We start from the raw sequence: 13612 nt of genomic DNA, 5'->3' as shown, positions 1-13612 counted from the left end.
TTATACTTTTGGTAAAGTTACTCCAGTTTGACCCATATATTTTCCTTTACGGTCAGCGTACGAAGTTTCGGGAGATTGATCTCCTTTTAAAAATAAAAATTGAGCAACACCTTCATTTGCATAAATCTTTGCTGGAAGTGGTGTGGTATTTGAAAATTCAAGGGTAACGGTTCCAAAAAATTCAGATTCAATAGGGGTTACGTTTACTATAATTCCTGTTCTAGCATAAGTACTCTTACCAACAACAATACACATGATGTCTCTTGGTATTTTAAAAACCTCTATAGTAGTTCCTAGAGCAAAAGAGTTAGGTGGGATAATAATATAATCAGAGCTTTTTTTAGTTACAAAATTATCTGGTGTAAACTCTTTAGGATCAACAATTGAGGAGTTAACATTGTGAAAAATTTTAAATTCATCTCCTACTCTCGCATCATAACCAAATGAACTTAGACCATAAGAAATTTTACCCTCTCTGACCTGTTTGTCTATAAAGGGAGAAATCATTGATTCTTCGACTGCCAACTTCCTTATAGATTTGTCGGAAAGTACTGACATTATTTACTTTTCTTCTTATTTTTTTTTTGAAAAATTTTTCTTTTTTTTAAATTTTTTTTAAGAGCAAGACTTAACTTCTCATTTTTTTCTTTATCATTCATTATTTATCTGGATTAGTTAGAAAATCTAATGTGATAGGTTTTGAAGCATCTAATACCTTCTCTGGCTCTTGTTGAGCTTTTGGACCTTCTTTAGCTTCTCTTTTTGCTCTTTTTTCTGCAAGCTTTTTTTCTCTCTTAGCTTGCTTTTCCATGAGCTTGTTTCCTTTAGTAGATTTATAATCGTAATGAATTCCCATAAAATTTTTTCCTTCACTAGTTATAAATCATTATATGAAAAAAATTAAGGCAATATTTTGAAAAAATGATTTATTATAAAAATACTCAATAAATACCAAAATAGCCCCTATAGTTAAATGGCATAACGTGTCCATGGTAAGGATAAATTTCAAGTTCGATTCTTGGTGGGGGCACCAGATTATTTTTTATAAAATATTTTTCTAGCAATAATTGCGGCTATTAATAAAACTCCAAAAGCAATCAATGGTATGTAAATGTCTGGTGAATATATCAGATCAGTCACACTAGGAGCTTCTAAATTTTGTTCTATAATTTTTTCAAGGCCACTTCCAATGGATACAACTAAAAATAGAGGTGGTGTTAACCCTATTAATGTCGCCCAAAAAAAATTACTTGTCCTGACATTAAAAATACAAGGTAGCACATTTGATAATGCAAAAGGAATCCCTCCGATAAATCTATAAGCTAAAAGATAAATAAATTCTGATTTTTTAAATTTAGCTTCTAAATTTTTAAATCTATTTAAAAATTTTTCTTTAATAATTTCTTTAAAAAAATAATTTCCAATAATGTAAAGAAATGTTGCTCCAATAGTCATTCCAATTAATAGAATAAAAGTTCCTAGCCACTTACCAAAAATAAAACCTGCTAAGAGCGCAACTGGTAAACCAAATCCAGCCATAACAACCCAAACTATTGTGGCTATTAAAAATATTAAAGAAATTAAAAATAAATTAGTTTGTTTTAATCCAAAAAAATAATCTCTATTATTTTTAATAAATTCATAGCTTGTTAATTCTTCAAGGGTAAATTTTGATAGGAAAAAGTATAAAAATGATGAAACTACTAGAAGATAAAATAAACCTAAAGTTATCTTAACTTTTTTTGATTTTTCCATAATTTACTTAGAGTAATATAAAATCTTCTATTTGCTATTTATACATTTAATTACTATAAAGGGCGAAATTTATTAAAAATTAAATATATCCTATGAAAAGAACATATCAGCCTAAAGTTGGAAAACGTCTTAAGAAACATGGTTTCAGATCAAAGATGGCAACTAAAGGCGGAAAAAAACTTCTAAAGAGAAGAAGAGCTAAGGGACGTAAGAATCTTACAGTATCATCTACGCAAAAAAAACCTCAGGGTAAATAATTTAAACTAAATGAAAAGCAAAATTGTTGCTCTTTCTAAAAACGAAGATTTCAAAAATTTACTTAAGAAAAAGAAAGTCTCAAACAAGTATATCACTCTTTTTTTTGGTCCCCTCGCAGATAAGGATAATAAAAAACTAAATATTAGCTTTGTAGTTAAAAAAAAACTTATCCGTGGTGCTGTAAAGAGAAATAAAATTAAAAGAAGATTAAGAAATATAATGAACGAAGCTGTAAAAAAAGTGTCTATAAACTTTAATTATTCTTACCTTGTGATTGCGAAAATAACTATGCTAAACAATGAATATGCGATAATAAAAGATACTTTATTCCAAGACATAGAAAAGATTAAGTAATGAACATTATATCAAATATTTTAATTGGCCTGATCAAATTTTATAAAATAATTATTAGTCCTTGTTTAACTCCTTCGTGTAGATATCTCCCAACCTGCTCAGAATATACAATTGAATGTTTAAGAACATATGGGCTTATTAAAGGGATCTCAAAAAGTACTAAACGAATATTTTCGTGTCATCCCATTAAAATGTTGGGTGGTGGTGAAGGGTTTGATCCAGTAATTAAAGAATTAAAGGGTAAGAAATAATGGATACAAAAAACGTAATTGCAGCTATATCCTTATCAGCAGCTGTAATTGTTTTATACTCTCTTTTTTTTCAGCCTGATCCTGCAGCTATAAAACAAAATCTAGCTGAACAAAAAAAAATTGAAAACAATACAGATACTCCAAGCTTAGATAAAAATGAAAACTTTGCAAAACTATCAAGAACAGATGCTTTAAAAGAAAATGATAGAATTCAATTTGAAAATGAAAGTGTTATTGGATCAATTTCTTTAAAAGGTGCAGCAATAGATGACTTAACTTTTAAAGAATATAATGTTGAACTGAATAAAAATGAAAAAATAGTCTTATTAAACCCAAGAAATGTTGAAAATGGTTACCTAATTGAAAGTGGTTTTGTAAGCACTAATAAAAATATTGATATCCCTGATGCTTCTTCCGTCTGGGAGATTGCTGGAAATAAAAGATTAACTAATAATAATCCTGTGAAACTAACATGGAGCAACTCTCAAGGCATCACATTTGAAAAACATATAAGTCTAGATGACCAATTTTTATTTACTGTAAAAGAAAAAATAATTAATTCATCAGATAAATCTTATAATTTTTACTCCTACGGGCAAATAATTAGAAACAAAATACCAGAGATATCTGGCTTTTATATTTTGCATGAAGGGTTTTTATCTGTACTTGATGATCAATTAATTGAAGAAGATTACGATGATATCCAGGAAAAGAAATTTACTCAAATTGCACAAGATGGATTTGTTGCTATTTCAGATAAATTTTGGGTTACCTCAGTAATACCACCAAAAGGAAAAGAGTTTAAAACAACTTTTGATTATAAAAATAAATTCAGAGCCAACTACATATCAACTAAAGGTATAGAAGTTAAAGCAAACAGCTCTATTGAAGAAAAAATTCAAATTATAGTTGCCGCTAAAAGAGTAAGTGTCATTGATGGTTATGCTGAAAATTTAGATATCAATAAATTTGATCTAGCGATTGACTGGGGCTTTATGTATTTCATTACAAAGCCTTTATTCTTTGTATTGGATTACTTCTTTAAATTACTTGGTAATTATGGTTTAGCAATTATTGCTGTCACTATTTGTATTAGATTGGCTTTCTTCCCTCTTGCCAACTTTAGCTTTAAGTCCATGGGGAAAATGAAGTTATTGGCGCCTGAAATGGCTCGTCTGAAAGAATTGCATAAGGATGATAAAATGAAATTGCAACAAGCGATGATGGCTCTTTATAAGAAAGAAAAAGTTAATCCTATGAGTGGTTGTCTACCTATCCTGGTTCAGATTCCAGTTTTCTTTGCGCTGTATAAAGTATTATTTGTTACAATTGAAATGAGACACATGCCATTTTATGGATGGATACATGACTTAAGCGATAGAGACCCAACATCTTTATTTAATGTTTTTGGTTTGATTCCTTGGGATCCACCTTCTTTCTTATTAATAGGTGCATGGCCAATAATTATGGGAATCACGATGTGGATTCAGCAGAAACTTAATCCAACACCACCGGATCCTATACAAGCTAAAATATTTATGTTTTTTCCAGTATTTCTAACTGTAATTCTTGCACCCTTTCCTGCGGGTCTTGTTATCTACTGGAGCTTCAACAACATCTTCACAATGATTCAACAATATATTGTTCAAAGAAAAATGACTATCAAAACAACATAAATGTCATCGTTAAAAGAAGAAGAATTAACAAACATCCTACCCAAAGATGGCCCAACAGTTAAAGAGGTAAAAAAATATTTAGAAAAATATAATGATGAATTTATTGTCATTAAATGTGGGGGTAGTGTTTTAATTGATCCAAAATTGTTTAAAATTTTTATTGAAGATGTTGCTGTTTTAAAAAAACTTGGTTTTAATCCCATAGTTATCCACGGTGGTGGAAAAAGGATAAACAACAAACTAGATGAGCTTAATATTAAAAGTGATTTTATTAATGGACTAAGAGTTACAGATAAAAATACTATTAATATAGTTGAAGATGTGTTGATTGAATTTAATAAAGAAATTGTCAATGCTTTAAAGGATCAATCTTGTGAAACAAAAGGGATTACTTCAAAAGAATACAATATAATAGCTGTAAAACCTGAAAGTGACAAATTAGGTTTTGTAGGTACTCCCACTCACATTAAAACTAATGTTTTAAAAGAAATTATTAAAGTTAATGAAGTACCCATTGTTGCACCATTAGGGTTAGATGAAAACAATCAAACTTTTAATATAAATGCCGATACTGCTGCAGGATCAATAGCAATTGAGTTAAAAGCTAGAAGATTAATGATTATCAGCGATGTAGAGGGCGTATTAGACAGTGAAAAAAAACTAATCCCTGAAATAAATTCTAAAAAAGCTAATGAATTAATTGATCAAAAAGTAATTTCTGGTGGAATGATACCTAAAATTAAGAATTGTCTAGATGTTGCCAGTAAAGGAGTTAAGGCCGTTGTAATAATTGATGGAAGAAAAAATCACTCACTCCTTTTTGAACTATTGTCTGATAAAGGTTCAGGAACTTTAATAAGAGAATGAAAAATTTAATTAATACTAAATACTGGCTATTCGATTTAGATAATACTTTGTATTCTGGACAAACAAAGGTTTTTTCTGAAGTTGATAAAAAAATGTCTTCTTTTATTTCAAAGAAATTTAATGTGGATTTAATTAAAGCAAAAGAAATTCAAAAAGAATACTTCTATGAATATGGAACGACATTATCTGGATTAATGAATCACAATAAAATTGATCCACATGAATTTTTAGAATTTGTTCATGATATTGATATTAGCTGGCTTCCTAAAGATGAATTGTTACGAGAAGAATTAATTAAAATTAAAGAAAAAAAATATATCTTTACCAATGGTTCTCATGCACATGTAGAAAACGTAACTAAACAACTAGGTATAGATGGGTTGTTTGATGGAGCGTTTGATATTGTTGATGCTAATTTTATTCCAAAACCAAAAATTGAACCTTATAAAAAAATAATTGAAAAATTTAATCTTGATCCAGCAAAATCAATATTGATCGAAGATATTGCTCATAATTTAGAACAAGCTAAAAACTTAGGAATGAAAACTTGCTGGCTTGAGAATGATGAAGTATTTGCAAAAAAAGATGCGGATAAACCATATATTGATTATAAGATTAAGAACTTGCCTTCTTTTCTTCAAGAAATTAATATAATAAAAGCACAAAAAAACTAACCTACTAACGATAAAATAAAACTATGAAAGAATTTGAAAACATTATCAATACAGCCTGGGACAATAAAGACTCCATCAACGGTCAATCTGATAAGTCTATATTAGATGCTATCAACCAAACGATTGAACTTGTTGATAGTGGTGAACTAAGAGTTGCTGAAAAAAATGGTAATGAGTGGGTAGTCAATCAGTGGGTTAAAAAAGCAATAATGCTAAGTTTTAGGACCCATGATATGGACTCATTGAGTGGTCCATATAGCAGTTGGTATGACAAGTCTCATTTACTAAAAGGTAAAACGTCAGGTTGGACAAAAGAAGATCATATAAAAGCTGGTTTTAGAATGGTTCCGAATTCTCCAGTTAGAAAAGGGTCTTTTATTGGAAAGAATGCAGTGCTTATGCCTTGCTTTGTAAATATTGGAGCATATGTAGATGAAGGTACTATGGTGGATACTTGGGCTTCTGTAGGATCGTGTGCACAAATAGGAAAGAACTGTCACATATCAGGTGGTGCTGGAATTGGAGGTGTATTAGAACCCATGCAAGCTAACCCTACTATCATCGAAGATAATTGCTTTATTGGAGCTCGTTCAGAAATAGTTGAAGGAGTAATTGTTGGAGAAGGATCTGTATTATCTATGGGTGTATTTATTGGTCAATCAACAAAAATTGTTTACCGAGAAACTGGTGAAGTAATCTATGGAAAAATTCCACCGTACTCAGTAATAGTACCAGGCAGCATTCCAAGTAAAGATGGTAAAGGTCCTGCTTTATATTGTGCAGTAATTATTAAACAAGTTGATGAAAAAACTAGATCTAAAACCTCTATTAACGACTTATTAAGAGACTAAATGCCAAATTATAATGAAATTACATTAGCTAAAGAGCTAATAAGATTTCCAAGCATTACACCAGTTGATGCTGGAGTAATGAAATTCTTAGCTAAAAAATTAACTGCTATTGGATTTAAATGTAAGATTTTAGAGTTTAAAGATAAAAATTCTAAACCAGTTAAAAACCTATATGCAAGATTAGGTAATTCTCAACCAAACTTTATGTTTGCTGGTCACTTAGATGTAGTACCTCCAGGAAATATAAAAGATTGGACGATTAAGCCTTTTAGTCCAGCTATTAAAAAAAATCATCTTATTGGTAGAGGTGCTAATGACATGAAAAGTGCAATTGCAAGCTGGGTTGTTGCTGTAAATAGCTTTGTATCAAATAATAAAAAAATTAACGGATCAATTAGTTTGTTAATTACTGGTGATGAAGAAGGTGTTGCAATTAATGGTACTAAAAAAGTAGTTGATTACTTAAAAAAGAAAAAAGAAAAAATAGATTTTTGTTTAGTTGGTGAGCCAACAAACCCTAATAAACTTGGTGAAATGATTAAAATTGGTAGAAGAGGAAGTATCAATGCTGAATTAACTATAATTGGAACTCAAGGTCATGTTGCATATCCTCATCGTGCTAAAAATCCATCAACTTCATTGATCAAGATACTAAACGAAATAAAAGAAATAAAATTTGATAAAGGAACAAAAGACTTTCAGCCTACAAATTTAGAGGTAACAAAAATTAATATCGATAATACAGCTGATAATGTTATTCCAAGACTTGCAAGAGCAACATTTAACATAAGATTTAACAATAAACATACATCTTCTAGCTTAAAAAATAGATTAAATAAAATATTCAAAAAAATTATTAAAAAAGATAAATCTAATTTTAAAGTAGAATATCGTGTATCAGGTGAAGCTTTTTTAACTAAGCCCAATAAAACAACTTACATGATTCAAGATGTAATAAAAAAAATTACAAAAATTAAACCTCAATTGTCTACAACAGGTGGAACTTCAGATGCAAGATTTATTAGAAAAATTGCCCCATGTTTGGAATTTGGTCTAGTAGGTAAAACAATGCACAAAGTAGATGAGGCAGTATCTATTTCAGACTTAAAAAAGCTAACAAAGATATACTCTGAAATTCTTAAAAATTACTTTTAATGATTTGCATTAAAGCAGATATCCCTAAAGAACTGAATGATATTGATGATGAATTAAAAGCTATTTATCACTCTAAAGATACAGTTTGTTTTTTTGTTTTTAAGAATAAAGAACAGCGTGATGAGTTTGTAGAAAGAACTAAAGGAATGCTAAAAGTAGAACGAGAAACTATTTATCAAGAATATCTATCTTAAATGAAAACTGGTTTAATAACCTCAGATACTTATCAAAATCATAATACAGGCGACGGTCATCCAGAGAAAATTGATAGGGTTACAGAAGTTATCAATAATTTCAAAAAATTGGATAATAAAGATTTAGTTTGGAAAAAACCGTCAAAATTTGACCGATCACTTTTAGAAATAACTCACAATTCTGATTATATAAATTTTGTAGAAAAATCTTTTCCTAAAAAGGGATTGTCTTTTTTAGATGGAGATACAATTGTCTCCCCAGGAAGTAAGGATGCCACGTCAGATGCCGTAGGTTCAATTATTACAGCTATTGATGGTGTGCAAAATAAAGATTTTAAAAACGCTTTTTGCGCCGTTAGACCTCCGGGTCATCATGCAGAGAAAAATAAAGCTATGGGTTTTTGTATCTATAATAATGTAGCTGTTGGAGCTAATTATCTCATAAATAAATACAAACTTAAAAAAATAGCAATTATTGATTTTGATGTACATCATGGAAACGGCACTCAAGATATTTTTTATGATAATGAAAAAGTTCTATATATTTCTACTCATCAATACCCCTATTACCCAGGGTCAGGTACTAATGATGAAAAAGGAAAACATAACAACATATTAAATATTCCTTTGCCAGCAGGAACAACATCAGAAGAATATTTAAATGCCTATGAATCTGTACTTAATAAAATTAAGGAATTTAAACCTGAGTTCATCTTGCTTTCTGCAGGGTTTGATGCCCATAAAGATGATCCATTGGCACAACTTCAATTAGAGTCAAAAGACTTTTATAACATTACCAAAAGAACACTTGAGCTATCAAAACAATATTGTGATGGAAAAGTAGTATCAATTTTAGAAGGTGGATACGATCTACTAGCACTTCAAGAAAGTACTGAGATGCATGTAAAAGCTTTACTAGAATTTAATTGATAATTTCTCAATACGCATTAAAGAACTCACAATGAAACTCTACAAAATTAAAAAATCTAACATCGATAAAAAAGGTCGTGGCCTATATGCTACAAAAGACATCAAAGAAGGCACTAGAATTATTGATTACGTTGGTAAAATTATTACTAAGAAACAAACGGAAGAATCACAAAAGTTTGATAATGCAAAGCCCATCTATTTATTTAATTTAAATAAAAAATACGACTTGGATGGAGATGTTTCTTGGAATACCGCACGTTTAATAAATCACTCTTGTTCTAACAATTGTGATTATAACGGGACAGGTTTAAAGTTGTGGGTAGTTGCTATAAAAGATATTAAAAAAGGTGAAGAAATTACAGCTGATTATGGCTTTGGCTATGATGAAGATTACAAACAATTTCCATGCAAATGTAAGTCAAAGAATTGTTGTGGCTATATTGTTCGAGCAGAGTCTAGATGGAGAATTAATAAAAAATTTAGCATTGGCCGACAAAAAACTAGTAAATAACTTTTTCTAAAAATAATCCCTCAGCAGGTGCTGGTGGTGCACAAAGAATTCTTTTTTTTGATTTAATAACAAATTCAAATTTTTTTAAATTCCATTTATTTTCAGCTAAGTATTTTAAACTACCTACCATTGATCGTACTTGTTGTTGTAAAAATGATTGTGATTTAAATTGTATTTCAATTCTTACCCCATTTGATTTAATCAAAACAGATTCCATAGTTTTAATTGGACTTTTTGCATTACAGCTTGATGCTCTAAAAGTAGAAAAGTCTTTAGTACCTAAAAGTTTTTTTGCTCCTTTTTTCATTAACTCAATATCTAATTTTTTTATTATGTGCCAACCTCTTTCTTTTTCAAGAGAAGGCTTACTAAATCTATTAAAAATTATATATTTATAAACTCTTTGTTTGGCAGAATGTCTTGCATGAAATTTTAGACTTCTTTTTTTAATTTTTAAAATAGAAATACCTTTATTATTTATAAAATGATTAATTGATTTTAATAACTTATCTAAATTTTGAATTTCTTTTTTGCAGTCAAAATGAGCTGACTGCTCTATCGCATGAACGCCTGCGTCTGTTCTTCCAGATCCTATCAAAACCACTTTTTCTTTTAAAAGTTTTGATAGTTTGATTTGTATTTCTTTTTGAATTGATTTTCCTTTAGATTGTATTTGCCAACCAACAAAACTTGTTCCTATATACTCTATCAAAATTTGATATCTAAACATTTGTTAATCTTGAGCCTTTTATTATTTGAGAACCAAGAACAAATTCATTAATATTTTGAGACTTTTTTCCTTGTCTTTGAATTTCAATAACTTTTATAGATTTTTGATTTCCACAGCTAATTTCTAAGTCACTAGTCATTACTTCACCTATCTCACCACTTTTAGTGCCTAATTCTGCTTTTAAAATTTTATATCTTTCTTCTTTAAAAATAAAAAAAGCTCCGGGGCTTGGGTATAATCCATTTATTTTACCAATTATATTTTCTGCATTATCACTCCATTTTATTTCACCCTCAGATTTTTTAATTTTAGATGCATATGTTGCATTTTTATGATCCTGCTCTTTAAATCTTACAGTATCATCAAGTATACCATCAATATTTTTAGATATTTTTTCTGAAGCTAAAATCGAAAGTTTTGTTGATATTGTTTCTGCATTGTCATTTTCTTTAATATCTATTTTATACGAATTACAAACAGGTCCTGTATCAAGTTTTTCTCCAATTTTCATAATACTAATACCTGTTTCTTTTTCTAAATTTATAATTGACCTTTGAATAGGGGCAGCTCCTCTCCACTTTGGTAATAATGATGCATGTATATTAATAAAACCTTTTTTGGATAAATCTAAAAAATCATTAGGAATAATTTGTCCATATGCAACTACTATAACTATATCAACATCCAATTTTTTAAAAAAATTAAATTCTTCATTATTACCTTTTAAAATTCTAGGGGTCCTACATTCAATATTTAATTCCTCTGAAATAAGATGTATTGGTGATTTATTGTATCTTTGCCCTCTTTGTGATTTTTGTGGTGGCTGCGTATAAGTTGCAGATATCAAATATTTTTTTTTATGAAGTGCTTTAAGTATAGGTACAGCAAAAGATGGTGTACCCATAAAGACAATCTTCCTTGTCATTACTAAACAATAATTCTTTTAGATTTAAATTTAGAAAGTTTTTTTATAATCATTGATTTTTTGAGTTTTGATAAATAGTCTATAAATAAAATACCCTCTAAATGATCAATTTCGTGTTGAATACATGTTGCTAATAAACCCTCTGCCTTTAATATTTGTTTTTTTCCATAATAATTTAAATATTCAACCTCACACGTTTTTGGTCTTTCTATTTCTGCAAATTGATCTGGTACTGACAAACATCCTTCTTCATATCTAGATTTATTTTCATTTTTATTTTTTATAACTGGGTTTACAAAATACAGTGGCTCTTTTTTGTTTTCATCTCTACTAATATCCATAACAATAATTCTTTTAGGAATACCAATTTGAATAGCCGCCAAGCCTATTCCAGGTGCTGCATACATTGTATCAAGCATATCATCCATTAGCTTTCTTTCTTCATCACCCACCTTTTCAACAGGCTTTGAAACTTGCCTCAAAAATTTATTTGGTTCTGTCAAGATTTGTTTTACTGCCATAATTATCTATTATTTTAGTATAATTTTTAAACTTTTAAAGGAAGAACTTTAAGCAGAATCTTATTTCTTATTGGATCAATATCTAGCTGGTTAAGAGCACTAATTATAAAATATAATGTATCATCATCAATATTTTTTAGTTCATCTCGTCCAATAACTTCAATAACTCTAAGTATTGTTGCTGCCATATCTCCACTATTTATAAATATTTGAATATCTGATGGCATTTCATAGTCATTGGGTTCATATAAAGTATTAAATTTATCAAGAACTTTTACTCCATCAGACTTTAAAGACTCAATTAAAATAATATCTTTTTTTGAGAAAAAATATTTTTTATCTTTTTTAATTTTTTTTAATAAATTGTTTACGTCTTTATTAATATCACTTAAGCCATTTTCTAATATAAAATGATTAATCAATTTTGATTGATGTAAAATTTTATTATTTATTTTAATATTACTTAATTTATTTTCTTTTTTATCAATATAATTTTGATAAAAAGTTGTGTAGTTAGATGGGACTTCTTGTTCATCAATATCACTTAAAAGATTTCTTAATTCATCAGAAAATGCGTCTTCTATTTCATCGATTTTAAACGAGTTTTTTAGTGCATTCATTAGCTCAAGTTTTTTTTCTATATCTGTTGTAATCAAAATTCCTTGATAAATTAAAGCCCTAACCTCAATAGCAGGGAGTGCTTTTGTAGATTCTTTAATGTTGAGTAGTTGATTTATCGTGAATTGAAATCTCTTATAAAGTTCAAATAATTCCTTTTCTGAATAATTGCCATCATGAGTGGCCTTTTCAATATTTGCAATTTTATCTAATTCATTAATTTCAATATCATTAATTTTATATAAAAGGTTTGATGTTGATAAATATCGCCATATTTTTTTTGCTGTTGAGTTTTTAGGTTCAAATTTAAAATCTGGGTTAGTTATATGAGATAAATGAAAATTTAAAATTGTATTTTCTGATATTTCTGTATCAGGTTCGTTGGTATAACCCATCAAATAATTAATTTTTTTTTCAAAAAACTTATCATTAAAATCATTAAGTTCTTTTTTTAAATCTATCAGTAGTTGGGCTTCTTCTTTTTTGTTATTATGAATAAGGCAATAAATATTAAATTTAGATAAATAAACATCTTCTATGGAATCTTTAATTTCAGAAAATATTTCACAAGCCTTTTTAACATTTGATTCAGACAAATAATAATCAACTAAATATTTAGTTAATTTTGAATTCTCATTGATAATTTGATTTTTTAATAGATAACTTTCAATTAATTGATAATTTGATTTTTTAATAAGCCAGTTAGACTTTATTTCTAAAAACTGTTCTTCTGTAATATTCTGCTTGGGATAATATGCATTAGTAAAAAGTAAAATATCCATTATTTCTGAAGCATCTTGAGATAAATTAAGCTTATCAATACGCTTAAAAATATTTAAAATTTGATCACCATTAGAATTAGACCACATATTTATATCTAGCCCATTTTCTTCTGGATCATATAAGCCTACTAATTTTACCTCTTTTGAGACTAAAGTTTGTGATTGCTCTATACTTAACTCACTATTACTTTGAGATTGCATTTCATAAATACTGTTCTGAGGAATTTCTTTGTCATCATCATTTTTGGTATTTAAAACTTTATTGGTATTGCTCTTTTCTTCTATACCCCAAATATCAATAGGTTCTTGTGATTGAACATTAAGACTTATAAAAAAAGAAAGCAGAAAAATTATAAAACATTTTCTATTTAACAATTTTAAATTTTTCATTTGAGATAATTTTTTCAACATCTTTGCTGGGATATGGAACTTCTATTTTTCCTAAAAACATTGTGGCAACTACAACAACAACTAAAATCAATAATACTTTAATTAATAGACCTTTAGTTCTGCTGCTACTTGTATTTTTTGTAAATTGCATATAATCTTTCATTAATTTC

The 13612-nt window shown here is 28.5% G+C and carries 19 protein-coding genes and 1 tRNA gene; 12 read left to right on the top strand and 8 right to left on the bottom strand.

The window, feature by feature from the left end; all coding sequences use genetic code 11:
• Entirely contained in the window at window positions 1-558 is a 558-nt protein-coding gene (gene dcd / locus AC5SL8_RS00380; protein WP_494580003.1) for a dCTP deaminase, read from the bottom strand.
• Between the two features lie 100 nt (window positions 559-658).
• Window positions 659-856 (bottom strand): hypothetical protein, encoded by a 198-nt coding sequence (locus AC5SL8_RS00375; RefSeq protein ID WP_494580001.1) that lies wholly within the window; start codon window positions 854-856, stop codon window positions 659-661.
• A 103-nt stretch (window positions 857-959) separates the two neighbouring features.
• Here AC5SL8_RS00375 and AC5SL8_RS00370 point away from each other — a divergent pair.
• Window positions 960-1033, top strand: a tRNA-Thr gene (locus AC5SL8_RS00370).
• A 2-nt stretch (window positions 1034-1035) separates the two neighbouring features.
• Here AC5SL8_RS00370 and AC5SL8_RS00365 read toward each other — a convergent pair.
• The gene (locus AC5SL8_RS00365; protein WP_494580000.1) at window positions 1036-1755 is read right to left on the bottom strand and encodes a TVP38/TMEM64 family protein; all 720 of its coding nucleotides are present in this window, start codon (window positions 1753-1755) and stop codon (window positions 1036-1038) included.
• A gap of 92 nt (window positions 1756-1847) precedes the next feature.
• On the opposite strand from AC5SL8_RS00365, the gene rpmH reads away from it, so the two are divergent.
• The 11 genes from rpmH to AC5SL8_RS00310 are packed head-to-tail and all read left to right on the top strand — an operon-like array spanning window position 1848 to window position 9476.
• The gene (gene rpmH / locus AC5SL8_RS00360) at window positions 1848-2012 is read left to right on the top strand and encodes a 50S ribosomal protein L34 (RefSeq protein WP_271516905.1); all 165 of its coding nucleotides are present in this window, start codon (window positions 1848-1850) and stop codon (window positions 2010-2012) included.
• 10 nt (window positions 2013-2022) lie between these two features.
• The gene (gene rnpA / locus AC5SL8_RS00355) at window positions 2023-2367 is read left to right on the top strand and encodes a ribonuclease P protein component (RefSeq protein WP_271516908.1); all 345 of its coding nucleotides are present in this window, start codon (window positions 2023-2025) and stop codon (window positions 2365-2367) included.
• Window positions 2367-2618 (top strand): membrane protein insertion efficiency factor YidD, encoded by a 252-nt coding sequence (yidD, locus tag AC5SL8_RS00350; RefSeq protein ID WP_494579997.1) that lies wholly within the window; start codon window positions 2367-2369, stop codon window positions 2616-2618. The genes rnpA and yidD overlap by 1 nt, the downstream gene beginning before the upstream one ends.
• Window positions 2618-4294 carry a membrane protein insertase YidC gene (gene yidC / locus AC5SL8_RS00345; RefSeq protein ID WP_494579996.1) on the top strand — a complete coding sequence of 559 codons (1677 nt, stop codon included), beginning with the start codon at window positions 2618-2620 and terminating at the stop codon, window positions 4292-4294. Before yidD ends, yidC begins: the two co-directional genes overlap by 1 nt.
• A complete protein-coding gene (gene argB, locus AC5SL8_RS00340) occupies window positions 4295-5161 on the top strand; it encodes an acetylglutamate kinase (RefSeq protein ID WP_494579994.1) in 867 nt (288 codons plus the stop codon).
• Entirely contained in the window at window positions 5158-5835 is a 678-nt protein-coding gene (locus AC5SL8_RS00335; protein WP_494579992.1) for a pyrimidine 5'-nucleotidase, read from the top strand. The genes argB and AC5SL8_RS00335 overlap by 4 nt, the downstream gene beginning before the upstream one ends.
• A 23-nt stretch (window positions 5836-5858) precedes the next feature.
• Window positions 5859-6686 (top strand): 2,3,4,5-tetrahydropyridine-2,6-dicarboxylate N-succinyltransferase, encoded by an 828-nt coding sequence (gene dapD / locus AC5SL8_RS00330; RefSeq protein ID WP_494579990.1) that lies wholly within the window; start codon window positions 5859-5861, stop codon window positions 6684-6686.
• Window positions 6687-7841: a succinyl-diaminopimelate desuccinylase gene (gene dapE, locus AC5SL8_RS00325; RefSeq protein ID WP_494579988.1), complete on the top strand. Its 1155-nt coding sequence runs from the start codon at window positions 6687-6689 to the stop codon at window positions 7839-7841.
• Window positions 7841-8035 carry a hypothetical protein gene (locus tag AC5SL8_RS00320; RefSeq protein ID WP_494579987.1) on the top strand — a complete coding sequence of 65 codons (195 nt, stop codon included), beginning with the start codon at window positions 7841-7843 and terminating at the stop codon, window positions 8033-8035. The genes dapE and AC5SL8_RS00320 overlap by 1 nt, the downstream gene beginning before the upstream one ends.
• Entirely contained in the window at window positions 8036-8965 is a 930-nt protein-coding gene (locus AC5SL8_RS00315) for a histone deacetylase family protein (protein ID WP_494579986.1), read from the top strand. It begins immediately after the preceding gene.
• A gap of 31 nt (window positions 8966-8996) precedes the next feature.
• Entirely contained in the window at window positions 8997-9476 is a 480-nt protein-coding gene (locus AC5SL8_RS00310) for an SET domain-containing protein (protein WP_494579984.1), read from the top strand.
• On the opposite strand, the gene truA is transcribed toward AC5SL8_RS00310, so the two are convergent.
• Genes truA through AC5SL8_RS00285 form a run of 5 tightly spaced genes read right to left on the bottom strand, consistent with a single transcriptional unit; the run spans window position 9466 to window position 13605 of the window.
• The gene (truA, locus tag AC5SL8_RS00305) at window positions 9466-10206 is read right to left on the bottom strand and encodes a tRNA pseudouridine(38-40) synthase TruA (RefSeq protein ID WP_494579982.1); all 741 of its coding nucleotides are present in this window, start codon (window positions 10204-10206) and stop codon (window positions 9466-9468) included. The two genes, AC5SL8_RS00310 and truA, sit on opposite strands and share 11 nt — an antisense overlap.
• Window positions 10199-11131, bottom strand: coding sequence for a methionyl-tRNA formyltransferase (fmt, locus tag AC5SL8_RS00300; RefSeq protein ID WP_494579980.1), 933 nt, complete (start codon window positions 11129-11131; stop codon window positions 10199-10201). The genes truA and fmt overlap by 8 nt, the downstream gene beginning before the upstream one ends.
• 2 nt (window positions 11132-11133) lie before the next feature.
• Window positions 11134-11652, bottom strand: a complete 519-nt coding sequence (gene def / locus AC5SL8_RS00295; RefSeq protein WP_494579978.1) for a peptide deformylase — start codon at window positions 11650-11652, stop codon at window positions 11134-11136.
• Window positions 11653-11678: 26 nt separating this feature from the next.
• Entirely contained in the window at window positions 11679-13442 is a 1764-nt protein-coding gene (locus AC5SL8_RS00290; RefSeq protein WP_494579976.1) for a hypothetical protein, read from the bottom strand.
• A complete protein-coding gene (locus tag AC5SL8_RS00285; protein ID WP_494579975.1) occupies window positions 13417-13605 on the bottom strand; it encodes a hypothetical protein in 189 nt (62 codons plus the stop codon). The genes AC5SL8_RS00290 and AC5SL8_RS00285 overlap by 26 nt, the downstream gene beginning before the upstream one ends.
• Window positions 13606-13612: the final 7 nt, after the last annotated feature.

This window comes from Candidatus Pelagibacter sp. PS_41 (genome assembly GCF_059417725.1).
Note: the sequence above shows the minus strand (reverse complement) of the source record. Positions and strands in the feature narration are given on the sequence as shown.